The sequence below is a fragment of the Mycetohabitans endofungorum genome, assembly GCF_037477895.1.
Lineage (GTDB): Bacteria > Pseudomonadota > Gammaproteobacteria > Burkholderiales > Burkholderiaceae > Mycetohabitans.
The window spans coordinates 701,232-726,675 of record NZ_CP132744.1 but is presented as its reverse complement, the minus strand read 5'-3'; the positions used below and the strand labels follow the sequence as shown (position 1 = coordinate 726,675).

Sequence of the window (25,444 nt, the reverse complement as noted above, 5' to 3'; positions counted from 1 at the left end):
CACAGTCGCGCCTACCAGACCTTGACGGTCTTTAATTTTATCCTAGTGTGTTGATGCGACAAAGCCATTGAAAACGACTTTGTACATACCTGATCAGCAATGGTTCGGAAAACCGTTCATCCACGCGTTATATAGTCGACGCACCCCTATTCGCATCCGCCCAGGTGGCAGTGCACCCTTACGCTTTCTTTCATTCTCGATACGCCCAGTATGGATTTCAATACCACGCCACCGCCGAACGCTCACAACGCCGCCATCTATGCGTCCATCGATTCGCACAAGAGCGGTGCTGGCAATCCGCCCTCAAGCGGTTTCTTCAGCGCCGGGGACTCCAATACGGCTCAGCGGCAGGCGCCAGTCCATTCTTCTGGCATCGCGCCTATGGAGCGCGTTCACGCGTTCTTAAAGACGTTGCGTGAAAAGGACGTCGAAAGGGAGGTCCGCATAGGAGCGTTGCGTGAGCTGTTGGATGGGCTGAATAGAGACGTTGCGGATCCGAATATCTTATTGGCAGCACTAGACAAGCTGGCTATGTCCGGTATCAGTGGCCTTCCATTGAATGCACAAACTGAAGCATTTGCTCACATCTTTGCTGAGGTGCTAAAAGTCCCGGAGAGTAAGGCGCTGCAAGACAAGATGGTCTACCATTTTGAAGGAGACTACCGCCGTCTGAGCACATGGGGGCTGGGTTCCTATCATGTTGTGCCTGCTGAGTCAATGATCGCAGTGTTCGATGAAATCCTCAGCCGCACGATCGAGAGCCCCTTGGAGCAGCGGCGCGAGATACTACCCCTCCTCGCGGTGCAACTAGATTCTTCTCATTGGACCGGGGAGCAAAGTTGGGCGGCCGTTCGCGGCAGACCCTATAGTCCAAGGCCCGAGTTAGCGACGCGATTCGATCGGTTGCTGAGCGAAATGGCGCGGCTGGACGACCTCGGACGGGCGACTTTAAGCACGGACCTCGCCAACCAGTTATTCCTACTTCATTGTTTGGATCGTACCCTGGTGTTGGAGCGGTATCAGCGCTTACTCAGTTACGTCGAAGCGCTTCCCGAGAAGCTTCAATCGACGCCCCGCAAGGCGCTGGGTCGTGCGATTCGATGGCTGCCTGAACACGCACGCCTCGCTACCTACGAATCCATGCTCGGAGTAGCCAAGCGGTTGTCAATAGGCAAAGGCGAGGCGCTGTCAGGGTTGCCCGAAGCGCTGGCCGGCTTGACCGCCGCCGAACAAAGCCGGAGGTTGCAGCAATGGAAGTATGAAATACTGCCGATGTTGGCCCTAAAAGATCAAGAACCGATCGTTGCAGGACTCCTAGAAGCCTTCGGCAATTTAGCCGAGGGAAACAACCCCGACTTTGCGCTGGCGCTGGCGCTCGATACCTTTGACAGAACGTCCGGCGGCCAGAGCATGGATAAAGACCGGTTCAACGACATCGTTTTAGGGATTCGCGGCAACCGAAAGCATACGTACTCTCCCGAGACGCTGGAACGTGTCCTCGATCTGAGTAGCGGTATTCCATCGCCCACACGAGAAAGACTTCTTCTCGACCTTGAAGCGTGGTTAGATTGGAAATTTTTTAACAAGGAGTTGGGCAAACAGGAACAGCTATTTTTGCCGATACAGGCTCGCATCCGCGACGAACGCGCCAAATTGACGCCTGAACCACGACTTAACCTTGACCCTGACCCATTGCCGGTGACATGGTGGGAAGATCCCGACCGACGGAAGACAGCCGGTCATGCAGACGGCGAGCGTCGCCGCCGGCCCATCGTTGATTGGATAAAAACGCGGCTGGGTCGGCGTTAAAATAACATGCCAGACTGGCGAGAAGCATGAGAAGAACCCGCACAGCTTTATCATGCGACTCGCCAATTAATACTTCGCGACATGACGAAAAAGCATTACAATTGAGTCAAATCGTCAAGTCTGTTTTTTGCCAATTTCAGACCAGATTGAAAATCGCGCTTGATACCGTCAAAATCTTTTATTATCTCATCATATTGTATTTTTGATAACCCTATTTTACTTGATGATGCATTATGCTGGTGCAACAAATTACCTGTTTGCAAAAGCCTCTGAATTTTCCATCTCGTTGATTTTATATTTTTTGCAATAATATCATATATTTCTTCTGCCTCACATTGTTGCTCTGTTCGCACACCTCGACTATGATTGTTCAGTTTTCTAAGGGTAGCATTGACTGATCTATCAGCGACACTCTCCACATGATCTAATCGCCTTAAAAAATCATTGGCTTTCTCGATAAGAGCGTCACGCTTTTGGTCAGACACATTATTGGATTTCTGCCAAAAAGCACTGACTATTTTCTTGTCACCAAAAGGATTTTTCCGCTGCGCATCGGCACCATTCATTGACATCTGACTGACACGAAAACCAGAATAAGCATCTTTTTTAGGGCCACGTAAGTGCTGCAGACTCTGAATAAGAGGGCTCCGCAAATTTTGTGATATAGTTTTACTATTGATTTGCCTTGGCAAATCTTTGATGGATGAAATCGCAGCAATAACCCTACTGTGGCTCAGTATCTTCATTTTAAAAAAAATTGGTTCAGTCATAAAAAAAATTACAACGACTACGACCAAGTAGCTTTGTCAAATCGGAAGGACCGACCTGAGAAACGAAAAGTGGTTGACCTTGGCACCTTCCTACTGCCTCGCTAAGGTTCGCCGATCTAGGAAATGGTAGGATGCCTACTGCCGCATCGGGTTGCTAACGCGGCCCGCCCGCCTCGGTAGGTCATCAGGTGACGACCGGTAACCATACTGCGATCGCGGCGCTGTGACCGCATATCGGATTGTCGCGTGCCTTCAATGTTGGCTGACCGCTGCACCTATTGCCGCTTCGACAACTGTGCAGCCATCTTTCGTATCTGGCCGGCCGCGCCTATGCGCGCAGCCATATCCACAATGTCCTCGTTCGAACGCCCTGCTTGCGTGAACGCTGGTCCGTGTTCGAACACCGCTTTGAGCGCCTGGGCGCCGCCGTTGTTATCGGTAATCTTTACAATATCGGTCCGGCTGTAGCCACGCTCGCAAAGCGTTGGCCCGTGCATAACAACCGCCTCGATCGCCCGAGCACCGCCGCCGTTGCCGGCAATCTTCACGATGTTAGCCCCACTGTAGCCGCGCTCGTTAAGCGTCGAGCCATGTACGATGACTGCCTTCAGCGCCTGTGCCCCACCGTCATTCCCCGTAATTTTTATAATATCGACCCGAGCAAAACCACGCTGACGGAACACCTGTTCATAGTCGAGCACCGCCTGCAACGCGTGGGCTGCGTAGTCATGGTCGGCGATTTTCAGGATATCAGCCGACTCAGTACCTGGGTAAGCGCATCGTATTTATTTGAGATAAACGCCAGGGTGTCAGCACCACCAGAATGTTTCTCAATCTTTAAACATTCGAACGGGCTGAGATTAAGCCGAGCACCAAACGTTTTATCTTTCTGATACACAGACGTCACCGGCATAGTCCCACTGACGTTAGGTCATTCGTACACCGACTCTCGCGCATAAGTGAACCCGCACCGGTTTGCGCAGTATTGCCCGCCTCAAGTTCGTTCAAATAGCAAATGGGGCTATCCCAAGCCACTGGCGACATAGCGTATTGCGCGTGATCGAAAATCAGTACCTTGAACAACATTCGCTGCGCGTTGTACGCGAGTGCGAACGCGCCGCCGATCCGGCGAAGCACGGCATACTAGATAAAGAGTGAGGCGGCCCCAAACATGGCTGGTATGCGCGCTTGGTACGCGTGCCGATTGATATTCCGATGCAGCCCGTGCGGGTTGACTGACGCAACGCTGCTTATGTTTGGCCACGGTAAAGCCTTTAACTAAGATGGGATGTCAACAAAAATTGCGGCTCGTTGTCGTCAGCGAACCGAGTAAATGCGACAGATCCACCAGGCGCTGAGCGACTAAATGAGTCACCTCGCCTTGCCGTTGCCAGATGCCATACACGGCCAGTAGCGACGCACCGAGCACTTCCTTGCACTGACGCTCCAACAGCGACGGCCAGATAATCACGTTTGTGTGGCCGGTTTCGTCTTCGAGCGTCACAAACAGCACGCCGTTGGCGGTGCCCGGGCGCTGGCGCACCGTCACCAGGCCGCACGCGCGCGCCAGTTGTCCATCGCGATAGCCCTGCAGCGTCGCCGCCGGCAGTAAGCGACGCCGAAGTAGCTGCGCGCGCAGCAGCGCGAGCGGATGGCGCCCAAGCGTCAGGCCGAGCGCGCGATAGTCGTGCGCGATCGCTTGCCCCTCCGTGAGCGGCGCGAATGCCGGCGTCGCGTCGTCGGTGCCAGCCGCACGCAGCAGATCCTTGTCAGGCACTGCAGCGAGCGCGTGCCACAGCGCCGCGCGGCGATTGCCCGCGAGGCTCGCCAATGCGTTGGCGCCGGCCAACGCCTGCAGATCACGCCGCGTGAGCTGCGCGCGCCGCGCCAGATCCGTCACATCTGCAAAGGGCCGCACCGCCCGCGCCAGTTCAATGCGCGCGGCCGCTTCCTCGGCTAAGCCGCGAACCAGTGACAAGCCCAGCCGCATCGGCGCCTCCAGGTCTTGCCCTTGCAGCGTGCTGTCCCAGTCGCTCACGGTCACGTCCGCTGGCAGCACCTTCGCCATGCCGACGCGCATTCTGCACCAGCTGTGACGGCGTATAAAAGCCCATCGGTTGGCTGTTGAGTAGCGCGCACAGAAACGCAGCCGGCGCATGGCATTTAAGCCACGCACTCGCGTACACGAGCAGCGCGAAGCTGGCCGCATGGCTTTCCGGGAATTCCATGTCTCCCGATATATAGTAAAGTGATAGCGTGCACAATAATAAAAATCGAACCAAGTTCAGCGCCAGCTCGCGCTGGCCACCACCGGAGCGAAAACGATGCGGCCCGAACTGATGAACGAGAGCCATTGACGGAGATTTCACCATGGCAACCGAGACCATTGACCAAAAGACCCTCACCCAACTCGTGGAAGCCGGCGCCGTGCGTGCGGCGCATGTCGTCGGCCATGGCAACGGCTGGACCATCGCGGCCAAGTACGGCCTGACCGAGCGTTTCCTGGCGGCCAAGCGCGGCGACGTGCGCGTGTTTCGCAAGCTCGAAACGCTGGTGGCCTTCCTGCGCGAACTGGGCATCAGCCGCTTCGACGTGGACGCAGCCGGCTTCGATCCGGCGTCGGCTGAGCGCACCACACGGCCCGACCGGTCGGCCGCGCTCAAGGAAGCGCACGCCGCACGGGCCTATGACAAGTGGTTCCGCGACCAGGTGCAGCAGGCGCTTGATGACCCGCGCCCTTCCCTTCCCCACGCCGAAGTCAAGGCCGAGTTTGCCGAGCGCCGCGCGGCGCTGCAGCAGCGGATCGCGAAGCGCGGGGGTAACGCTTGACCTTGGCGCTGCACTGGAACCCGAGGGCGCGCGAGGATCGCGCCGCAATCATGGACTACATCGCCGAGGACAATCCGGTGGCCGCGCTTGAGCTGGACGAGCTGATCGAGCAGAAGGCCGAGGCCTTGCCGGCGAATCCGACGCTGTACCGACCGGGGCGCGTGCGCGGCACGCGCGAGGCCGTGGTGACGGAAAACTACTTGATGGTCTACCGCGTGACAGACAAGCGCGTGGAGATCCTGCGCGTGCTGCATGCGCGCCAGCAGTGGCCAGCAAAAGGATAAGCCCCATGTCGAATTTGAAGCCACTGTGCCTGACTCTCTACAACCCGTCGACTTGCATGTACCACCTCTACCGCGTCGGCAAGGACGGGCTGGTGCGGTTTCAGTCCTTTGGACCGGCTGAGCCCCGGCCGAGGTGATGCGGTGCGGACCGTGGCTACAAGGGCGGGGCCATTGATGGCGTGAAAATCTATCACCCGGGTTTGCGTCGCGGCATCACACGCGGCTTGCGGGCCATGATCCGGCGGCGCAGTGCAATCGAGCTCATACGCCGCCACTGACCGGTTTGATACGGCTAGCTGCCGTGCGTGCGCGCTCGCGGGCTTCGTCGACGCTCGATGCCACCGCCAACGCCACACCCATGCGGCGCTTGACGAAGCTCTGCGGCTTACCGAATAGCCGCAGGTCCGCGCCCGGCACCGCCAGCGCATCGGCAACACCGTCGAAGCCAATGCCTTTCTCGTCGCGACCGCCGTAGATCACCGCCGACGCCCCGGGCGAGCGCAACGCGGGATCCACCGGCAAACCCAGGATCGCGCGTGCATGCAGTTCGAATTCGGAAAAGCGCTGCGTGGCCAGCGTCACGAGCCCGGTATCGTGTGGACGCGGGCTGACCTCGGAAAACCAGACCTGATCGCCGCGGACGAATAGCTCGACCCCAAATAGCCCACGCCCACCTAGTGCGGCCGTCATCCGCTGAGCGACCTCACGCGCCCGCTCGAGCGCCAGCGGGCTCATAGGCTGCGGTTGCCATGATTCGACGTAGTCCCCGTCTACTTGCAGATGGCCCACCGGCTCGCAGAAATACGTCGCGATCCCACCGCTTGCTGGATCAGTGGCTCGCACGGTGAGCAGCGTGATCTCATAATCGAACTGCACAAAGCCCTCGACGATCACCCGGCCGTGATGCACACGCCCGCCCGATATCGCGCAATGCCAGGCCCGCTCAATGTCCGCAGCGCTCCTGAGCACGGACTGGCCTTTGCCGGAGGATGACATGACGGGCTTGACCACGCACGGGTAGCCGATACCGTCGTCGATCGCGGCTTGCAGCGCGTCGAGCGAGTCCGCAAACGCGTAGGGCGAGGTCGGCAATTGCAGTTGCTCGGCGGCCAGGCGGCGAATGCCTTCGCGGTTCATCGTCAATTGCGCCGCGCGTGCCGTGGGGATTACCTCGGCCAGTCCTTGGGCTTCAATTGCGGCAAGCTCGTCGGTGGCGATCGCCTCGATTTCGGGCACGATCAGATGCGGGCGCTCCTGCTCGACCAGTGCGCGAAGCGCGCAGCCATCGGTCATGTCTATCACGTATGCACGGTGTGCGACCTGGTGGCCGGGGGCATCGGCATAACGATCGACCGCGATCACCTCGACGCCGAGCCGCTGCAACGCGATGACCACCTCTTTGCCCAACTCGCCGGCTCCGAGCAGCATCACACGGGTCGCGCCCGGCGACAATGGCGTGCCGAAACGCCGGTGATGAAACGAACTGACGGACATGAATTCCCCTTTGATGTAGCCAAGACTGATAGTGCGGCATGGCCGGCGATGTTAACATGCTGCCCCTTCGCGGGGCTGCTCGCCGCACACGCAGGTTGCATCGGCCATCGATATGCGCTCAGCACCGGTGGTCGCCACGGCATTCACATCGAGCAGTTAAACTTGCTCCTTGGTCCGCGATCGTCGTCCGGCAGTGCGGCACCTGCTTTCTCTGACTGATTCTATTCAAGCATGCTCAGCGTGGTTCTCGGCGGATTCGGATTTTCCACAGCCTGGCTCATCGTCTTCGCGTGGCGGCTCGCGCGTGCGCTGTGGCCGGGCAGCGCCGGCCTGCAGGGGCCCGGGACGATCCGCCTGTGGCTTGGCACCGTCGTCGTCTTGGTCGCCAGCAGCGCACTGGAGGCGCAGCTCGCCACGCATGCCGCGTACGACGCGATCGGCCGTGCAAGCGCCGCGGGCCTGGCCGCGCTGCTGGGCACACCCGCGTCGATCGTCGTGTTCACACTGTTGTGGATCGCCGCACTGCCGTGGCTATTTGGCGCCCAATGGCCGTCATGCCTCGCGTACCTGGACCGTACTTTCGGCCTAGGCATCGGTATCGGCACACGCCGTCCGTCGCGCGACGAACAACACGAACGCCCGACACGTCGCCCCACCGGCGGCGGCGCAACGCAGAGTCCGCGCAAAAGTTATTTTTGCGCGCTCGGTAACGGCGGTTTTGGCCCGAACGATACGCGAGGCAAACGCGCGTCTGCCCCCCGCTGGCCCGACGCGCGCCGCGTGCCGAAGCACCTGGGCATGACACGCGGTTTTACGGCCCCATCGCCGGACGCCCGGTTCGAGTCGGCGGGTCCATCGGCGAGCCTTCATGATCACGGCCGCGGGCCGGCGACCGCGCTGTCCGCCGCCACGTCGCCGCCTGCGGTGTCGCCAGGGGCCACCCCGGCGCCGTGCACCGCCCCGGCGCCCAACACCGCGAAGGTTCTTTCGCGCGGCAGAAACGAACCGCTGAAGACGGCGGGAACCCTGCGCGTGACAAGGCCGGCCTCCCTGGTGCGGCCGGCCGCGCCCCCGTACGCGGTCCATTCGCGCGCTATCCCGCGCACAGCCGTGCCCGACGGTGACGAAGCGCGCCGCATGATGCCGCGTGGCGACGCCCCTGCCGCGCCCGCTCCCCGGCTAGTGCCGTCGCGCACGCCGCCGCGCCCGTATCGGCCGAGCGACAACTACCTAGAGCGCGCTGCGGCACAGCGCGCCAGCCCCGCGAGTGGACCAGCACAACTGGACGGCGTGTTCGCTGCACCGCCTGCACCGCCAGCGCCGCCAAGCATCGTGGCGGCACTGCGCGCGATCGAGCAACAAGCAGCGCAATGGACCGCGCTCGCCGGAGCAAGCCTTGACCGACGAGCGGGTCGCCACGGCAACGCGGCCACCGCGCTGCCAGAAGCGCCCGCGCCCGCTGCGTCACCGCTGGCTCAACCCTCGTCAGAATCTGTGGCAATACTTCACGATCCGGCCCTGGCGACGCTTGCTCCAACGTCCCCTGTTACGTCTTCGTCGGCGTGTGCAGCGCCGCGATTGGATCCGGACCAGCCAAGACCCGCTGCAACACCGCCTGACGCAGCCACACCGGAATGGGCTCTCACGCCGCCGCCCCGATTGTCGTCGGAATCCGACTCGCCACCATTGGCCCCTCTCCCGCCAGCGCGTGCCGAGACGCCTTTGGACACCCTTCGCTCGCCTGAGCTGCGCGTGGATGCACCGCCAGACCTGTCCCCCGCCGCCCCCCACCTGTCGTCCCGCCGACTGCCCGGGTCGCGGCAGCAACAGCTGCCACTGCCGTCTCCGCACCGGCACCCTTGCCAGTGTCAGCACCAACATCTACACCCGAGCCAATGTCCATGCTCGAACCGATATCCACGCCCGTGCCGATGCCCATCCCTGGGCCGATGTCCACGCCCGGGCTGATGCCCGATCCCGACGGCGCGCCGGTTTCCGCCACGGTGCATCCTGCATCCGACGAAACCGTACCGGCGGCAAGCCCCGCCTCGAAGCGCAACACGTTCCCATTCCAGGCGAGCGCCGCCTCGCCTATCGAATTGCCGGCCCTGACGCTGCTCGCAAGCGGCTCCGACATTATCGAACCGGTATCCGAGGCGACGCTCGCCGCGACCGGCCAATTAATTGAGCAACGGCTCAAGGAGTTCAAGGTACCGGTGTCCGTCATCGGCGCTTCGGCCGGCCCGGTCATCACGCGCTTCGAGGTCGAGCCGGCACTGGGGGTACGCGGCAGCCAGATCGTAGGCTTGATGAAAGACTTGTCACGCGGCCTCGGATTGACGTCAATCCGCGTGGTCGAGACAATCCCGGGCAAGACCTGCATGGGACTCGAACTGCCCAACGCTCGGCGGCAAGTGATCCGGTTGGCGGACATTCTCGCGTCGCGGGAATACACGGGTTCGGCATCGCAACTCACGCTCGCGCTGGGCAAGGACATCACGGGTGAACCGGTCGTGACCGACTTGGCGCGCGCGCCGCACATGCTCGTGGCCGGCACCACCGGCTCGGGCAAGTCGGTGGCGATCAACGCGATGATCGTGTCCTTGCTGTACAAGGCAACGCCACAGGACGTCCGGCTGATCATGATTGACCCGAAGATGCTGGAACTGTCGGTCTACGAGGGCATCCCGCACCTGCTTGCGCCGGTCGTGACCGACATGAAGCTCGCCGCGAACGCACTGACGTGGTGCGTCGCGGAAATGGAAAAGCGCTACCGGCTGATGTCCGCGCTCGGTGTGCGCAACCTCGCCGGCTTCAACCAGAAAATCGTCGATGCGGAGCACGCCGGACGCAAGGTCGGCAATCCGTTCTCGCTGACGCCGGACGCACCGGAACCGCTTGCGCCCCTGCCCATGATCGTGGTGGTCATCGACGAGCTAGCGGACCTGATGATGGTGTCCGGCAAGAAGATCGAGGAGTTGATCGCGCGGCTCGCACAAAAGGCCCGGGCTGCGGGGATCCACTTGATTCTGGCCACACAACGGCCGTCAGTCGACGTGATTACGGGTCTGATCAAGGCGAACATTCCGACGCGAGTGGCTTTCCAAGTTTCATCCAAGGTGGACTCGCGCACCATCCTCGATCAGATGGGCGCGGAATCGCTGCTCGGCCAAGGGGACATGCTGTTCCTGCCCCCCGGCACCGGCTACCCGCAACGGGTCCATGGTGCCTTCGTCGCAGACGACGAAGTACATCGCGTCGTCGAACATCTGAAACAGTTCGGTGAACCGGAATACGAGGAAGGCATCCTAGCTGGCGTGCCCGGGGACAGTGCGGCCACGGACTTATTCGGCGAGGCGCCCGATGCAGAGGCCGATCCACTGTATGACGAGGCCGTGGCATTCGTGTTGCGCAGCCGCCGCGCGTCGATCTCATCGGTGCAACGGCAGTTGCGCATCGGCTACAACCGCGCTGCCCGTTTGGTCGAGCAAATGGAAGCGGCCTCACTGGTGTCGTCGATGGGAGTCAATGGCAGCCGCGAAGTGCTCGCGCCGGCGCCCACAGACTGAGGCACCGCACCCGCACCGCGCGCCCTACGCGATGTGCTGCCCAGGCTCGACTGGCGGCCCACGAGGCTCAGGCGGCCGTTGTCGGCATCGACCGAATAGATCACGATCTCGTTAGCATCACCACGGTTGGTCGCATACAGGACGCGGCCGTCCGGCGACAGATGAATCGCGCCGCCGCCCACCTTGCCGCGAAAGCCCGGCGCGCTCAACGGCACGGTGTGCCCGCGAGTCAACGGCAAACGTTCCCGTGCCGGCCCGCTCAGCTGTTTGCCAAAAGGCCGGCAACACGCGGGCTGCGCTCAATTGCCTTATGATCGGGAACCATGCGCAGCTGCTGCTCCGACTCCACCCATGCCCCTTGCAATCGAAGACTATGCGTTGATCGGCGATAGTCACACCATGGCGCTGGTCGGCCGCGACGGTTCAATCGACTGGCTATGCTGGCCGCGGTTTGATTCCGGCGCCTGCTTTGCGGCATTGCTCGGCACGCCCGAGCATGGCCGCTGGCCGCAGTAAGCGACACGCTCGCCAGCGGGATTTGCTGCATTGCACCAGCCCGCGATTGTCCGATATGATCGGATATCAGGATTGGACGCGTCATCCTGCGCCCGGCCGCCCGCTTATCTCGCGCGGGCAGCGAGGAGCGCCCGGCTTTGACCGGCGCCGTACCGATAGCGGCGGGAATCAACCCACATGCCGTAACACGGAGCAAGCATGCTCTATCAATTTCACGAATTCCAGCGCGCGCTGCTGAGCCCGCTGACTGCCTGGGCGCAATCCGCGTCGAAATCGTTCGCGAATCCGGCCAGTCCGCTCGCCTACGTCCCTGGCGCATCGCGCTGGGCCGCCGCCTACGAGTTGCTATACCGGCTCGGCAAGGACTATGAACGCCCCGAATTTAACATTAAGCAAATCGAGAAGGACGGCCGCAGCATTCCGGTCGTCGAACAGACGATCCTGGAAAAACCGTTTTGCCGGCTGCTGCGCTTCAAGCGGTATTCCGACGACAGCGACGCCGTATCGCAACTGAAGCATGAACCCGTCGTGCTGGTCTGTGCACCGCTGTCCGGACATCACTCGACGCTGTTGCGCGACACGGTGCGCACGCTGCTGCAGGACCACAAAGTCTACATCACCGACTGGATCGATGCACGGATGGTGCCGCTCGAGGCCGGCGCGTTCCATCTGGACGACTACGTCGAGTACATCCAGGACTTTATCCGACACATCGGCGCAAAGAACCTGCACGTGATCTCGGTATGCCAGCCGACGGTACCGGTGCTCGCGGCGATCTCGCTGATGGCCAGCCGCGGCGAGGACACACCACGTACGATGACGATGATGGGTGGGCCGATCGATGCCCGTAAGAGCCCAACGTCGGTGAACTCGCTGGCAACGCAGCATTCGTACGAGTGGTTTGAGAACAACGTAATCTATACGGTGCCGTCGAACTATCCGGGCGTGGGCCGCAAAGTTTATCCGGGTTTTCTGCAGCACGCCGGGTTCGTTGCGATGAACCCGGAGCGGCATCTGCAATCGCATTGGGAATTCTTTGAAAACCTAGTGCGCGGCGACGAAGACGATGCCGAAGCGCATCGCCGCTTCTACGACGAATACAACGCCGTGCTGGACATGGCGGCGGAATATTACTTGGAAACGATCCGTACCGTGTTTCAAGAATTCCGGCTCGCGCAAGGCACTTGGATCGTCAACGGCGAGCCGGTGCGCCCACAAGACATCACCGATACCGCGCTCTTTACGATCGAGGGCGAGCTGGATGACATCTCCGGCTGTGGACAGACGCGTGCCGCCCACACACTGTGCACCGGCATTGTGTCAGCGTCACGCCGGCATTTCACCGCGAAGCAATGCGGTCACTACGGGATCTTCTCGGGACGGCGCTGGCGCACGATCATCTATGCGCAGATCCGCGAGTTCATTCATGAGCATGATCATGAGGCTGCGGTGCAGACGTAGCGCCGGTGCGGTTGGCTCTCCAACACGGGCAACCGCGATCACAGTGGGCACGTCGCCAAGGATTAGCTTGACTGACCTCTAAAACAGTTCGTGCAATCCTGTCACGGATCTGAATGCTGTGCTTGTTGCAGTGCAGCTTAACGTGGGCCTCACACCGGGCGCACCGCATCTGGGTTTGCCGGACATATCAGCGGCACTGGCGTTCACGCAACGCAAAACTGAGCCGTTACTTTTAATGGGGGGATTCGGATTCCTCCGATGCGTTGTTCTCTATGTTATCCAGAGCGAGCAAGGGCTTGTAAAACGCCCGGGGCGCTTGATCGAGGGGAATGTACGATGATCTGAGTCGCTTGGTTGCTCTATCGTTCTCCGATTCCATTGGCTGGCGCTTTATGCCTGCGGGAGTCCGCAAGGGCGCGCTATCCGTGGCCGCACTTCGAGACTCATCCAAAGCCTGCGTCGCATCTGCGCGCGAGCCGTCCGAAGCTGCGTGTTGGATCAAGCTTAGCCTGATGCCTTCGGCGAACGCCTCATCGTTGGCATCTTGTAATTCCTTTTTGGACGGCTTTTTCTTCGCGTCCAACTGTTCAAAAACCTCTTTCTGTTTCTCGCTCAAATAGGCATTAAGATTTTGGGGGCTAACGGTATTTCGCCGCTGCGACGACAGCGGAACGACTCGTCTGGGTGGCCGCCGTGGCGGAACAACCTCATTATTCGGCTGTGGCGGCGCATCCTCAAGGGTTGGAGGCGTAGCGTATCTTGGGGAAGGAGGTTGCGGCATTGGCATACTGGGATGAACGCCCGGCTCTTGAAACCTCTGCTGCGGCACACCGTGATTGGCGAACGCCGACATCGCGTACTCGGCGCCGCTAGGTTCATGCCAGCCCACAGCCATCGGAACGCTACCGTGGCCGGGCCAGGAAGGCGCCGGCGCGCTGCCACTGCCAGAGCCGTATGGACCGTACGACAGCATGATCGCACTACTTGGTACCGCCGTCATTGGTACGTCGCCTAACAACCGTGAAATGGCAGACATAATCGATGACTGCTGCGGCGGCAGGACGACGACCACGTGGTTTAAAGGTTGAGAAGGCATCGACATAACCAATGGGCTATTGCCCCCCATCGGGGTCAACTGTGATGGCGTCCCACTCTCAAGTGGCGACCCGAATCGCGGCACTGTAGAAAAGCCTATTGCATTGCCGTGCCCCCAAACATGAGGTGGGCGGGCGCCTTGCATCGCGCCGCCCGTACTTGGGGAGGATATATTCCACTGCGCTCGTTCAGACGGTAGCGCGGCAGCACGCAGACGCGAGCCATACTTTTTCAACCCGCTTAACAGTGCCGAAACCCCGGCACTTCCTGGGGTGACGCCCGGCTTGTCATCAGAAGCCGAACGTATAACTTGCAACTGTGGCAAAGCCCATCCAGATACATTCAGTTTTAGCCTGTCAATCATACATGCTCCAATGATCGCGTCCTATTCGAATTGTGCGCCGCTGCCTGGCGCCATGCACGGCTTGCGCCTCCAGTGCCTCGGCGTGATTTCGCAATGGCACTCCATCGGCGGCCGTCATCGACACTCGCGTAGCATGCCGGCAGGGTACGCATTCCCAGTTGGTTTGGGCTTCAAATTAATCTGTCTCTTGGTCTGCCGAGAATATACTTGGCGCCAACTGCGGCTGATAGACGTTCCTACGGGTTTCGGTCAGCGGTTTATGCGCCGGTACGCTCCTCTCCTGGAGAGGTAATATACGGCTCTTCCACTGCTGCTTCGATACATCATCAAGGAGACTAGCTTGTAACGGACTCGCGGACTTTGAGCGCTGTCCCGATGGCTTTTTAACAGGTGGTATGTATTTCAGCGTCGAAGATGGCGGAGCCGGTGGCGTTCTCGCGAAGACGGCTCCCCCCTGCTGGGGACGTAATATACTTATCTTCCACTGCTCCTTCGATGCATCAAAGGGGATACGAGCTTGTAGTGAATCCACCTCCTCCGAGCGCGGCTTCGGCGGCCGAAATGGACTGCACAATAGCATCTTCGCGGGATCCGGTTGCTGCAGCGAAGGAAACGGCTCGTCTTCGTCTAAATAGGCGGTGTCACTTTTCCACCTAGGAACACCGAACGGCTGGAATGGGTCATTAGGCCCGTCGGCACGTCCGTCTTTTGGAAACGGTGCAACGCCACCTTGTGCTGGCGCGTTTATGGGTGACGTCGCTTGCCCTTCCCAAGCCGAAGCGGCTTTGGGAATGAACAAGCCGCGGAACATTCGTGCTACAGCCGCCGCGATTGCCTTGCAACGGGCCCACGGCACGGTGGAGAAGGATGTGCTCGCCTGACGCAGCATTTGTGGGAATGAAGGCATCCAGCGAGTGCTGGGGGGCTCCCCGGCGCCCAGCGCGGATTGGCGAAGCGTCGGCTGCGGACCATATACGCGGGACGCAGCAGGAAACGTTGGATTGCCTTCGACAAGAGAGCCGTGCAGACCGAACGCCGCAGGCCTTCTTGCAGGCGGTTGACCGCGCATGTTCTTAGGTCGGGCCAACATTTTCAAAGCCGCCAGCGGCCCGTTAGACGCGGAGGGCCTCGAAGGACACGGCGTGCTCGCCAAGGAACGCTCATTGAGCCATTGCGGCAACAGCGCTGCTGAGCCGGGAGGTATCGCGACGCGGTGGTTGTACAAGTCTGACTCCTGACGCGGCGGTAAATAGGACACCACGCCCCGTCAGCTTAAACGCGGCACGGCACAACATCAGGCCGCATCCGAACGGCGACGCCGGCAAGCGAATCGACGAACCCCTGTCTCGACGCACCGGGTAGAACCTCACAACCGTGACGGGCTTAAGCTTGACGCTGACCTTCGTCACGACAGGGTCGCGCTGCGCACTGCCTGCTGTGTCGCGCAGCGCGGCACGACGGTCACCGATGCAGTAAGATCACCGATACAGTAAGTAAGCCAGCAACATATCCGTATTGAGTCGAACCATCTCGGCGTGCTCGTCGCCTTGTCCGAAATCCCGACCGAGCGTCGCCTTCAGCGTATGCCGATTGGACACAATGTAATAGCCTAACCCGGAGATCGTCACATAGAGGCGCAGCGGATCGATGCCAGCCCGGAACAGCCCAGCGCGGTGCCCACGTTCCAGGATGCCGGAAAGCGTCGCGAGCATCGGTGAAACGGTTTCACGAATCCGCGTCGACTGTTGCAGATACCGCGCCTCATGCAGGTTTTCGTTGTTCAGCAAGCGCAGCAGGTCAGGATGCTGATGATAGAACGCCCATATGAAGTGGGCAAGCCGCGTCATGGCCTCCACGGGCGCCAGTCCGTTCAGGTCCAGCGTGCGTTCCGCTTCGGCAAATCCCGTCAGCGCCTGCTCCAGCACCGCAGTGAACAACTGCTCCTTGCTGCCGAAGTAGTAGTACAGCATCCGTTCGTTGGTCCCGGCACGACAGGCGATCTGGTCCACGCGCGCGCCGGACAATCCGCCGTTCGCGAATGCTTCGGCAGCGGCGGCGAGAATGCGGCGCCTCGTGCCTTCGGGGTCCCTTTTGATTCTCGGCTGGTTCATGTTCAAATCATGATGCAGTAGCCGCGTTGACCGATCGCGTCACCACCGGATAGGCCCACGGCGGCAGGAAATGGTGCGCCGCGCTCAGTTATCGCCCTAAGACTGACACGGAAAGCAGTTGGATTATGGCACGCGGGTCCAACGCCGCTATCGGAATAGGCGATAATTGCGTATTGATAAAATATGCGTCACGCTTCTCGACGCGTCCAGGTTCCGACACTGTGACTGCTTCTCCGTCGCTCGCGGATCGGATCGACGATCTGCTTCCCCAAACCCAATGCACCAAATGCGGCTATAGCGGCTGCCGCCCCTATGCGCAAGCCGTTGCCGACGGCACGGCGAGCTACAACCAGTGTCCGCCCGGAGGACAGCAAGGCATCGCCCGGCTGGCGTCATTGCTCGACAAGCCGATCATCGCGCTCAATCCGACCAACGGCGTCGAGCGTGCACGGGCGCGTGCGGTAATCGATGAGACCGTGTGCATCGGCTGCACGTTATGCATGCAAGCATGCCCGGTCGATGCCATTGTCGGCGCCCCAAAGCAGCTGCATACGGTGCTGGCAGATTGGTGCACCGGCTGCGATCTGTGCGTCGCACCGTGCCCCGTCGATTGTATCGAGATGGTCCCCGTGACCGGCACTGCCACCGGATGGGACGCATGGTCACCGCAGCAGGCCGATGCGGCCCGACGCCGGCACGCGCAGCGCAATGCACGGCTCGCGAAAGAGCGTGACGTGGCGCAGCAGCGTGCCGCCGCTCGTCGCGCGACGATGAATCCGGATGCCACACCGATGCCGTCAGCATCGGGATGGGCGTCGCCCGGCACGGTGCGAGAGCGCACAAGTGCCGAGCCCGGTCACCCGCCCGGCGCGACGCCCGCCGCTGCCGCCGTGACCGGCATGCCAGGGGCCGGGCCAATGGCGTCGTCGCAGGACCCTGCCGCCGCACGAAAGCAAGCAATCATCCAGGCGGCGCTCGAGCGTGCCCGTAAGAAAAAAGAGGAACTGGCCGCCCAGGGTCTGGGGCCGCGCAACACATCGGACGTCAGTCCAGCCGTGCAAGCGCAAATCGACGCGGCTGAAGCACGTCGGAGGCGCTTGGGATGGGACACGGACGAACACGGCTGCGCTGCATCGGAGCCGCCCCCGCCGCCTGATGCGCGCAGAGACGGCTCCGACCTCGATGCATGATGCGCCGTCTGCGTCCAACTGTTCCCTAAAGCGACGAATCTTCATGAACGCCCAAAAGCGCCGCGCAATTTACGAAACGCTGCAAAGCCTGAATCCCCATCCGACGACGGAGCTAGAGTACACGACACCGTTCGAACTGCTGATTGCCGTGATGCTGTCGGCACAGGCGACCGACATCTCGGTCAACAAGGCGATGCGCCAGATGTTCCCAGTCGCCAACACGCCGAAAGCCATCCTGGCGCTCGGCGAAGACGGTGTGGCGCAGTACATCAAGACGATTGGACTGTACCGGACCAAGGCCAAAAACGTCATCGCGACCTGCAGGATCCTGCTCGACAAGCACCACGGCGAAGTGCCGGCTGATCGCGAAGCGCTCGAGGCCCTACCCGGGGTGGGCCGCAAGACGGCGAACGTCGTGCTAAACACCGCATTCGGGCACCCGACGATCGCCGTCGACACGCATATCTTCCGCGTCGCGAACCGCACCGGGCTGGCACCCGGCAAGGACGTGCGGGCGGTGGAGGTGGCGCTGGAGAAGCTCACGCCGGCCGAATTCCGGCATGACGCACACCACTGGCTGATCCTGCACGGCCGCTACGTATGCCGTGCGCGGCTGCCTGAGTGCTGGCATTGTGCGATCGAGCCGCTGTGCGAATTCAAGAGCAAGACGCCCGCTCCCACCCAATGACATAATGATTGCCGCAAAAGCACTGCGGATGCACTGATACGAAGCTTGCGTCGTGACTATGCAGCGATGGGCACCTCGGTGTGGCGGTGCGGCGCCACGACAACGCTCGGCGTACAATGAGGGATTGCGCGGCTGCGCGTGCCAAGCGGTTTCAGTGCCTGATGTTCAATCCGAGTCGTGACGAAGTCCGTCGTTTTTTTACCGAGACGTGGCGCAAGCAACGCGCCGGTGAAATCTTGACCCCGCTGCAGAGCATAGCGGCGGACTGGATCGTCCAGCACCCAGAGTACCAAGCTGTCCTGGACTGCGCCGACGCAAGCGAGCAGGACTACTCGCCCGAGCGCGGCCAGACGAACCCGTTCCTGCACTTGTCGATGCACCTGGCAATCAGCGAGCAGTTGTCGATCGACCAACCGCGCGGTATCCGCGCCGCACACGAGCGCCTGGCTGCACGCCTGGGCTCGGACCACGACGCACACCACGCGATCATGGAATGTCTTGGCCAAGTAATCTGGGAAGCACAACGCAACAATGTCCCGCCGGATACCGACGCGTATCTGGCGCTGATTGAACAGCGCGCGTCCCGGGATTGATGGCACAGGGCCGGCCGACGCAGCGACACCGCCGCGCGTGTGCGCCGGCGGCGTGAGACCGGTTACTTCTTCAGCACAAGATCGCCCTTCAGCGACTCGATATACGCCGCAATGTCTTTCAAATCGCTTTCGGACAGGCTCTGCACCTGCGCAGCCATGATCGCATGGTCGCGACCAAAGGACGGATTGCCACCGCCCATCTGGTATTGACGCAATGCCCAATAGGTGTAGTCGGCATGCTGCCCCGCGAGCTTCGGATAATCCGGAGTCACCGGCTTGTCCAGCCCCGCTCCGTGGCACGCGGCGCAGTTGGTGCGCTCGACGATTGCGCGCCCGTTACCGATGTCCGCAGCTTGCGTGGCCCCGATCGATACCACGGCCGCACACGCGGCGATCATTGCCTTGGCGACGCCCGACGCTTCAATGATGCGCTTTTTCATGAGTTCTCCTGTTGCTCGTCTACCGTTCGCCACGTTCCGGTCACCGCTCCGGATTGGGCCGGCTTGCCGGCGTCTGAGCCGCGTAGTACGCAGCCAGGTCGGCAATGTCCTGGTCCGTCAGCGACTGGGCGATCGCTTGCATCGGCGCGAACTTGCGTGAACCCTTCTTGTATTCCTGCAATGCGTTTTCCAGATACTTCGCGTTCTGACCGCCGAGCATCGGCACTTTGTAGACCTGTGGGAACGCGGCGCGATAGCCGGGAATGCCGTGGCAGCCAATGCACATGGCGACCTTCCCTTGCGCGGCGCGCGCGTTGCCGACCACGTCCGCCGCCGCGGTGCCGGCTGACCCGGCGAGCACCGCAATGGCAGCCATCACGACGAATCTGTTCATAAGCATCTAACCTGGCTGTAGGGGAATATCGGGGCGCTGAAACCGCGCAGGCCTGCACCGCCCTGCTCTGCGCGAATCCGCTGGCGTTGAGCAGCCGGCCAAAAAAACGGCGTATTGTAACCCCCGACGCTAGGAGCGTCCACTTGAGAGCCGGCGCGCGACTGCGCGCCGCGCACCGCGTAGTCAACCGTGCTGCAGGCAGCAGGCCGCCCTCACCCTGCGTCAATTGGCCGCAGTGAAATGCAGCATTTGGGCACTTCGGCTGCCCGCGCCGGCATCGGTCGGCGCGCCGATGGCATGCACACGCCCCAGGGGCAGCGAGTCGGCCACACAGCCGGCGGCGATGCGGCGCCTGTCCTATACTGGCGTTTTCGTGTCCCCGTGCCGATCATGCCGCCCGAGCGTTTCGAAGGTTCTTCACAGTATGCCGCGACCGATGACCTCAAACTGGCGGTCAACGCCGCGATCACGCCAAGTAACCCTTCTCATCCATGACTGCGTCCTCACCACCCGACCCAGCCGCACCGCCCACACTACGCGCGCCGCTGCGTCCGATCGGTGACACCTCGCTGTCGGCACTGGTCGCCGGTTTTGTGGCCGCGATGACGGGCTACACCAGCTCGATCGCATTGATATTCCAGGCCGGCCGCGCCGCGCACCTGAGCGACGCCCAGATCTCATCGTGGATCTGGGCGCTGTCGATCGGCATGGCGGTCACGGCCATCGGGCTGTCGCTACGCTTTCGCGCGCCGATCGTCGTCGCCTGGTCCACGCCCGGCGCTGCGCTGCTCATCACCAGCCTGCCCGGGGTGCCCTACGCCGAGGCAATCGGCGCTTTCGTCGTGTGTGCGGCGCTGCTAACCCTGGTTGGCGTCACTGGCTGCTTCGATTCATTGATGGCGAGGATCCCATCGGGTATCGCCGCCGCCCTACTGGCCGGCATTTTGTTCGAGATCGGCAGCGCGATCTTTGTTCAGGCGGGCCAACAACGCGCGCTGGTGCTCACGATGCTCGTCGCCTACCTCGTGACCAAGCGCGTTTGCCCCCGCTATGCGATCGCCCTTACGCTGGTGGTCGGCACGGTGCTGGCCGGCGCGCTCGGCTTGATCGATTTTAGTCATTTCAGCATCGCGCTCGCGCATCCCGTGTTCACCCGCCCGTCATTCTCCCTCGCCGCGTTGATCAGCATCGGCGTGCCGCTGTTCATTGTCGCGATGGCTTCGCAGAACATGCCAGGCGTGGCGGTGTTGCGCGCGCACGGCTATAGCACGCCATCGGCGCCACTGATCGCCACGACCGGGACCGCATCGCTGCTGCTGGCGCCATTTGGCTCGCACGGGATCAACCTCGCGGCCATCACCGCAGCGATCTGCACCAGTCGTGACGCACACGAGGATCCGGCAAAGCGCTACACTGCCGCCGTATGGTGCGGCGTGTTCTACTTGCTGGCCGGCATCTTCGGCGCGACGATTGCGGCGCTGTTCGCCAGCCTGCCCAAGGCACTGGTTGTGTCGGTCGCCGCGCTGGCGCTGTTCAGCTCGATCATGACCGGCCTGACCCACGCGATGCAGGATGCCCGACAACGCGAAGCGGCACTCGTTACCTTCATGGTGACCGCCTCCGGGTTCACGCTGCTGTCGATTGGCTCGGCCTTCTGGGGCCTAGTGGCCGGCCTCGTCGCGAACACCATCCTGAACTGGCGCCGCTAAATGCGCCGGCAAGCCGGCGGCGCGGCGTCCGACGTCCGGCTGCCGGCACCCCGACGAACTGGGGGAGCACCGACTGGTCGGACAACTATCGGACGCCGCACGGCTGCGAGACAATAACAGAAATCAGCGCGGCATTTCGCGATACGATCTACAAGGAACCTAGCCATGACGACTGCACTAGACCAGTTGAAGCAGTACACGACCGTCGTCGCCGACACCGGCGATTTCCAGCAACTCGCGCGTTACAAACCACAGGATGCGACGACCAACCCGTCGCTAATCCTGAAGGCGGTGCAGAAGGACAACTACCGCCCGCTGCTCGAGAAAACAGTACGCGATCATGCGAGCCTGCCCGTCGACGACATCATTGACCGATTGTTGGTCGCGTTTGGCGTCGAGATCCTGAAGATCGTCCCGGGGCGGGTATCGACAGAAGTGGACGCGCGGCTGTCGTTCGACGTCCAAAGAAGCATCGAGAAGGCACATCAGCTGGTCGCACTCTACGAGGCCGCGGGCATCGACCGCGAGCGCGTGCTGATCAAGCTCGCATCGACGTGGGAAGGCGTGCGCGCCGCCGAGGTGTTGCAGCAGGAAGGGATCCATTGCAACATGACGTTGCTGTTCTCGCTCGCCCAAGCGGTCGCCTGCGCGCAAGCCCGGGCCAAGCTGATTTCGCCATTCGTCGGCCGCATCTACGACTGGTACAAGAAAAATGCCGGCGCGAATTGGGATGAGGCCCGCGATGGCGGCGCCAACGATCCCGGCGTGCAATCGGTCAAGCGTATCTACGCATACTACAAAAAATTTGGCTACTCGACCGAAGTGATGGGGGCAAGCTTTCGCACAACGAGCCAGGTCGTCGAGCTTGCCGGCTGCGACCTGCTGACGATCAGCCCAGACTTGCTACAGAAGCTGCATGAGAGCAACGAGCCCGTGCAGCGCAAGCTCTGCCCGCAGCAGGCGGCCAGTGTGCCGATCGAGCCCGTCGCGCACGATGAGCCGACGTTCCGCTACCTGCTAAATGACGACGCCATGGCCACCGAGAAGTTGGCTGAAGGCATTCGCCTGTTCGCGGCGGATGCGGTCAAGCTTGAACAGTTGATTACGCCATTGCGCTAAGTGGCTCCGACACGCGCTCGACTACAATACATGGTCAACACACCGCATCAAGGATAATCCAAACCGTCGATGACACACCCTTCTGTTTCTGCTTCGGCGATGCCAGCCGGGCCATCGGTCGTGCCGGCACCGACAGTGGACCTCTCGCGGCGCTGCCATTGGTGCGGCACCGGCGCCGAGTATTGCGCTTATCATGATAAGGAGTGGGGGTTTCCGGTCGATGACGACCGCCGGCTGTTCGAGAAACTGTGCCTTGAGGGGTTCCAGGCCGGACTCAGCTGGCTGACGATCCTGCGCAAGCGGGAAGCCTTTCGCGCTGCATTCGCCAACTTTGACATCGAGAAGGTGGCCCGGTTTACCGACTGCGACGTGCAGCGGTTGCTCGGCGACACCGGCATCATCCGGCACCGGGGCAAGATCGAGGCTGCCATCCATAACGCACGCCGCGCGCTGGCGCTGCTCGATAGCGAGCGCTCGCTGGCCGCCTACCTGTGGCGCTTCGAGCCGGACCCGCGGAGCCGGCCACGCAAGCTGACCCGGGAGGTGCTCGGCACGATGACGACGTCCCCCGAGTCGATTGCGTTGTCGAAAGACTTAAAGCGGCGCGGTTGGAAATTCGTCGGGCCGACGACAATGTACGCGATGATGCAGGCGATGGGCCTAGTCAACGATCATCAGCACGATTGCAGCGTGCGGGCCGACGTCGATCGGGCACGTGCCGCCTTTCAGGTGCCGCGCTGATCAGTCGTCCTGCACCGCCAGGTCTGAGAGCGTCAATTTACCCAGCATGCCGGTGCGCGCCCGTAGGTTCAAGGCGGCACTCGCGCTGCCGCACGCTCCGGACCACGGGCGCATCACGTCTCGCTCTCGACGACGTCCAAGTAGTCTTCGGGCCGTGTCCTGTCTTCGGAGCGCGACATGCCGAGCACGCGCACGATCATGCTGACCACGATCGCCACCCCAATGTTCACGAGCAATGCCCACACCGCCGCCGCATAGCCCGGCATCGTGTATCCGCCGATATGCAACAGATAAATCGAGCCCGCAAGCTTCAGCGATGCGGCCATCCACGTGCCGGTCAGGATGCCCGCGGCCCAGCCGAGCAACAAGCCGCGATGGTCGCATACACGGGTGTACAAGCCAGTACGATCGCGGGCAACATCTGGATAATCCAGATACCACCAAGCAAGTCGGGAAAACGATGGGATGGTGGGGAGGAACTCAGATTATGAAATGCCCGCCGACGGCGATGTCGCGCGCGTCGCGGCGTGGCGCGCCGGACGCCTCGCGTAGGGCGGCGACCCACTGACGGGCGTTCAACCCACACGCCTTCTCGATGACCTTCGCGCGGTCGGTCAGTACGTTCCAGTCGATCGACAACGCGGGTCCGGAGAAAGCCAGCACGACGCGGTTGCCCTCATGCACCTCGGGCAACGCGATGACCCGCGCATCGAACGCCGCGCGCAAATGGCGCATGTTGCGCACAAAGCTCGGATGGTCGCCGAACAAGTTGACCGTCACCACTGCGGCGCCGCCGAGGCAAGCACGGCACGCGCGATAAAACGCGACGGAATCGAGCACCGGACCGCGTGCGGTCGCGTCATACAGGTCAATCTGCATCGCGCCGACCGTACCGTGGTTCGCGGGGTCATGAACAAAATCCCATGCATCGATCTGGAGCACACTCAAGCGCCGGTCGTCGCGCGGCAACTCAAACATGCTGCGCGCGGCTATGATCACTGCCGGGTTCAATTCCACCGCCTCCACATGCGAGCGCAGAAAATGCCGATGACAGAACTTGGTCAAGGCTGCCGCCCCCAAGCCCAATTGCACAATACGCTGGGGCGGCGCGAGAAAGAGCAGCCACGCCATCATTTGCTGCGCGTATTCGAGTTCAATATCGAACGGCTTTTTCAGGCGCATCGCGCCCTGTATCCATTCAGTGCCGAAATGCAGGTAGCGCACGCCCCCTTCTTCGGAAAATGTCACCGGCGCAAAACGGGCTTTGCGCGGCGCTTCGAGGGTGGGTGCGGCCTCGTGCTGCGCGGCGCTCTTGTGTTTGTCGCGTCCCGTGCGGCGGGTGGCGCCGCGCGACGGTTGCGCAGCCCGCTCACCGCGCTGGAATGCGCGCGCTTGCGCCGACGCGCGCTTGATCAAGGATGTCATGTAACGAAGTCTTGCGTGTTGCACAGTTTTTGTTTGTCCCAAGCATAGCATCCGGGGCCGCGCATCGGGTTAAGCAACCCGTAATCGAGTTGGGGTGACCTGCAGCTATCCACGGGTCGCGCGACGCTGGCGCTGGAAGTCGCCCATTTCGGAGCGTTGGATGCTCTCCATCGACTCTACCGAACGGCTGGCTTGTATCAACATAGCCATCAGCGGATAATGCATCGCAACTGTGATGCTTCGACAGATATCATGAAATCCGCCACCTTCCCCTCCATTCGGGTCGAACCGGAACTGCGTGACGCTGCCGAAAGCGTCCTTGGCGAAGGAGAAACGCTGTTGAGTTTCGTCGAGCACTCGATCCACGAGGGCATCGAACGCCGTCGCAATCAAAGCGAATTCATTGCCCGCGGCATCGCGTCGCGCGAAGCGGCCCGACGCACCGGCGACTATCTGCCTGCGTCCGAAGTACTGGAGAAACTAGAGCGGCGGCTCGACGCCCTTCGCGATACAAGGCGCAGGCCTCGATGACGTACGCGGTCCGGTTCACGCGTGCAGCGTCAGATGATCTGGACTGTCTTTATGGCTTCATTGTCGATCGCGACAACGCCGACGTCGAGATCGCTACTCGTGCACTTGCGGCCATCGCCGCCGGGATTGCTACATTGGAATCGTCGCCGTTCACATACCGCAAAGCCCATCCATCGATGCCGTTTCTGCGCGAATTGATCATTCCGTTCGGCGTCTCGGGATATGCTGCGTTATTCGAGATCGACGACAATCGGACGGTGGCGATCCTTGCGGTGCATCATCAGCGGGAAAGCGATTACCACTGAACCAAAA

Annotated in this window: 22 protein-coding genes and 6 pseudogenes; 17 read left to right on the top strand and 11 right to left on the bottom strand. The window is 61.5% G+C overall.

All coding sequences use genetic code 11. The features are described 5' to 3' along the window. Window positions 1-210: 210 nt before the first annotated feature. Window positions 211-1,809: a hypothetical protein gene (locus tag RA167_RS03345; protein ID WP_076786318.1), complete on the top strand. Its 1,599-nt coding sequence runs from the start codon at window positions 211-213 to the stop codon at window positions 1,807-1,809. A gap of 95 nt (window positions 1,810-1,904) precedes the next feature. Here RA167_RS03345 and RA167_RS03340 read toward each other — a convergent pair whose 3' ends face one another. The 3 genes and pseudogenes from RA167_RS03340 to RA167_RS03330 form a co-directional block, all read right to left on the bottom strand. Next, window positions 1,905-2,579 carry a hypothetical protein gene (locus RA167_RS03340; RefSeq protein ID WP_175972431.1) on the bottom strand — a complete coding sequence of 225 codons (675 nt, stop codon included), beginning with the start codon at window positions 2,577-2,579 and terminating at the stop codon, window positions 1,905-1,907. A 275-nt stretch (window positions 2,580-2,854) separates the two neighbouring features. Further along, window positions 2,855-3,289 carry a TAL effector repeat-containing protein gene (locus RA167_RS03335; RefSeq protein ID WP_076786316.1) on the bottom strand — a complete coding sequence of 145 codons (435 nt, stop codon included), beginning with the start codon at window positions 3,287-3,289 and terminating at the stop codon, window positions 2,855-2,857. A 581-nt stretch (window positions 3,290-3,870) separates the two neighbouring features. Continuing rightward, window positions 3,871-4,813, bottom strand: a pseudogene (locus tag RA167_RS03330) (OB-fold nucleic acid binding domain-containing protein); the annotation flags it as partial. 136 nt (window positions 4,814-4,949) lie between these two features. Between RA167_RS03330 and RA167_RS03325 the strand changes: the two are divergent. Genes RA167_RS03325 through RA167_RS03315 form a run of 3 tightly spaced genes read left to right on the top strand, consistent with a single transcriptional unit; the run spans window position 4,950 to window position 5,829 of the window. Continuing rightward, the gene (locus RA167_RS03325) at window positions 4,950-5,408 is read left to right on the top strand and encodes a hypothetical protein (protein ID WP_076786312.1); all 459 of its coding nucleotides are present in this window, start codon (window positions 4,950-4,952) and stop codon (window positions 5,406-5,408) included. Continuing rightward, complete coding sequence (locus tag RA167_RS03320; protein ID WP_076786310.1) at window positions 5,405-5,692, top strand: type II toxin-antitoxin system mRNA interferase toxin, RelE/StbE family; 288 nt, start codon at window positions 5,405-5,407, stop codon at window positions 5,690-5,692. Before RA167_RS03325 ends, RA167_RS03320 begins: the two co-directional genes overlap by 4 nt. A 5-nt stretch (window positions 5,693-5,697) precedes the next feature. Then, entirely contained in the window at window positions 5,698-5,829 is a 132-nt protein-coding gene (locus RA167_RS03315) for a hypothetical protein (protein ID WP_255710771.1), read from the top strand. A gap of 124 nt (window positions 5,830-5,953) precedes the next feature. Here RA167_RS03315 and purT read toward each other — a convergent pair whose 3' ends face one another. Continuing rightward, on the bottom strand, window positions 5,954-7,186 hold the full coding sequence (purT, locus tag RA167_RS03310; RefSeq protein ID WP_076786306.1) for a formate-dependent phosphoribosylglycinamide formyltransferase: 1,233 nt from the start codon (window positions 7,184-7,186) through the stop codon (window positions 5,954-5,956). Between the two features lie 231 nt (window positions 7,187-7,417). Between purT and RA167_RS03305 the strand changes: the two genes are divergently transcribed. Beyond that, window positions 7,418-9,154: a hypothetical protein gene (locus RA167_RS03305; protein WP_076786304.1), complete on the top strand. Its 1,737-nt coding sequence runs from the start codon at window positions 7,418-7,420 to the stop codon at window positions 9,152-9,154. A gap of 89 nt (window positions 9,155-9,243) precedes the next feature. Further along, window positions 9,244-10,755 (top strand): annotated as a pseudogene (locus RA167_RS03300) (DNA translocase FtsK); the annotation flags it as partial. A 26-nt stretch (window positions 10,756-10,781) separates the two neighbouring features. Here RA167_RS03300 and RA167_RS03295 read toward each other — a convergent pair. Next, window positions 10,782-10,988, bottom strand: a pseudogene (locus RA167_RS03295) (beta-propeller fold lactonase family protein); the annotation flags it as partial. A gap of 118 nt (window positions 10,989-11,106) precedes the next feature. Between RA167_RS03295 and RA167_RS03290 the strand changes: the two are divergent. Together RA167_RS03290 and RA167_RS03285 are read left to right on the top strand one after the other, a co-directional pair. After that, window positions 11,107-11,262, top strand: a pseudogene (locus RA167_RS03290) (trehalase-like domain-containing protein); the annotation flags it as partial. 207 nt (window positions 11,263-11,469) lie between these two features. Next, window positions 11,470-12,732, top strand: a complete 1,263-nt coding sequence (locus tag RA167_RS03285) for a polyhydroxyalkanoate depolymerase (RefSeq protein WP_076786302.1) — start codon at window positions 11,470-11,472, stop codon at window positions 12,730-12,732. 232 nt (window positions 12,733-12,964) lie between these two features. Here the strand turns inward: RA167_RS03285 and RA167_RS03280 are convergent, their stop codons facing one another. Then, complete coding sequence (locus RA167_RS03280) at window positions 12,965-13,348, bottom strand: hypothetical protein (RefSeq protein ID WP_076786300.1); 384 nt, start codon at window positions 13,346-13,348, stop codon at window positions 12,965-12,967. A gap of 2,321 nt (window positions 13,349-15,669) precedes the next feature. After that, on the bottom strand, window positions 15,670-16,302 hold the full coding sequence (locus RA167_RS03275) for a TetR family transcriptional regulator (protein ID WP_076786296.1): 633 nt from the start codon (window positions 16,300-16,302) through the stop codon (window positions 15,670-15,672). A gap of 221 nt (window positions 16,303-16,523) precedes the next feature. Between RA167_RS03275 and rsxB the strand changes: the two genes are divergently transcribed. The 3 genes from rsxB to RA167_RS03260 all read left to right on the top strand — a co-directional run bounded on the left by rsxB (window position 16,524) and on the right by RA167_RS03260 (window position 18,773). Then, window positions 16,524-17,492, top strand: coding sequence for an electron transport complex subunit RsxB (gene rsxB, locus RA167_RS03270; RefSeq protein WP_076786294.1), 969 nt, complete (start codon window positions 16,524-16,526; stop codon window positions 17,490-17,492). Window positions 17,493-17,535: 43 nt separating this feature from the next. Continuing rightward, window positions 17,536-18,180 carry an endonuclease III gene (gene nth / locus RA167_RS03265; protein WP_076786292.1) on the top strand — a complete coding sequence of 215 codons (645 nt, stop codon included), beginning with the start codon at window positions 17,536-17,538 and terminating at the stop codon, window positions 18,178-18,180. Between the two features lie 161 nt (window positions 18,181-18,341). Further along, entirely contained in the window at window positions 18,342-18,773 is a 432-nt protein-coding gene (locus tag RA167_RS03260) for a DUF1841 family protein (RefSeq protein WP_076786290.1), read from the top strand. 62 nt (window positions 18,774-18,835) lie between these two features. Here the strand turns inward: RA167_RS03260 and RA167_RS03255 are convergent, their stop codons facing one another. Continuing rightward, window positions 18,836-19,213, bottom strand: coding sequence for a c-type cytochrome (locus tag RA167_RS03255; protein WP_139337070.1), 378 nt, complete (start codon window positions 19,211-19,213; stop codon window positions 18,836-18,838). 40 nt (window positions 19,214-19,253) lie between these two features. Beyond that, window positions 19,254-19,607, bottom strand: a complete 354-nt coding sequence (locus RA167_RS03250) for a c-type cytochrome (RefSeq protein WP_076786288.1) — start codon at window positions 19,605-19,607, stop codon at window positions 19,254-19,256. Window positions 19,608-19,904: 297 nt separating this feature from the next. Here RA167_RS03250 and RA167_RS15605 point away from each other — a divergent pair. The 4 genes and pseudogenes from RA167_RS15605 to RA167_RS03235 all read left to right on the top strand — a co-directional run. Then, window positions 19,905-20,090 (top strand): annotated as a pseudogene (locus RA167_RS15605) (hypothetical protein); the annotation flags it as partial. Window positions 20,091-20,098: 8 nt separating this feature from the next. After that, a complete protein-coding gene (locus RA167_RS03245; protein ID WP_076786284.1) occupies window positions 20,099-21,316 on the top strand; it encodes a benzoate/H(+) symporter BenE family transporter in 1,218 nt (405 codons plus the stop codon). A 165-nt stretch (window positions 21,317-21,481) separates the two neighbouring features. Further along, window positions 21,482-22,435 (top strand): transaldolase, encoded by a 954-nt coding sequence (tal, locus tag RA167_RS03240; protein ID WP_076786282.1) that lies wholly within the window; start codon window positions 21,482-21,484, stop codon window positions 22,433-22,435. Between the two features lie 99 nt (window positions 22,436-22,534). Next, window positions 22,535-23,176 carry a DNA-3-methyladenine glycosylase I gene (locus tag RA167_RS03235; RefSeq protein WP_076786280.1) on the top strand — a complete coding sequence of 214 codons (642 nt, stop codon included), beginning with the start codon at window positions 22,535-22,537 and terminating at the stop codon, window positions 23,174-23,176. A gap of 113 nt (window positions 23,177-23,289) precedes the next feature. Here RA167_RS03235 and RA167_RS03230 read toward each other — a convergent pair. Together RA167_RS03230 and RA167_RS03225 are read right to left on the bottom strand one after the other, a co-directional pair. Next, a pseudogene (locus tag RA167_RS03230) lies at window positions 23,290-23,624 on the bottom strand (sodium:solute symporter); the annotation flags it as partial. A 32-nt stretch (window positions 23,625-23,656) separates the two neighbouring features. Beyond that, window positions 23,657-24,601: a spermidine synthase gene (locus tag RA167_RS03225; RefSeq protein WP_076786278.1), complete on the bottom strand. Its 945-nt coding sequence runs from the start codon at window positions 24,599-24,601 to the stop codon at window positions 23,657-23,659. 252 nt (window positions 24,602-24,853) lie between these two features. Here RA167_RS03225 and RA167_RS03220 point away from each other — a divergent pair, with 252 nt between their 5' ends. Then, complete coding sequence (locus RA167_RS03220) at window positions 24,854-25,132, top strand: YlcI/YnfO family protein (protein WP_076786276.1); 279 nt, start codon at window positions 24,854-24,856, stop codon at window positions 25,130-25,132. Further along, complete coding sequence (locus tag RA167_RS03215) at window positions 25,129-25,437, top strand: type II toxin-antitoxin system RelE/ParE family toxin (RefSeq protein ID WP_076786274.1); 309 nt, start codon at window positions 25,129-25,131, stop codon at window positions 25,435-25,437. Before RA167_RS03220 ends, RA167_RS03215 begins: the two co-directional genes overlap by 4 nt. Window positions 25,438-25,444 lie beyond the last annotated feature (7 nt).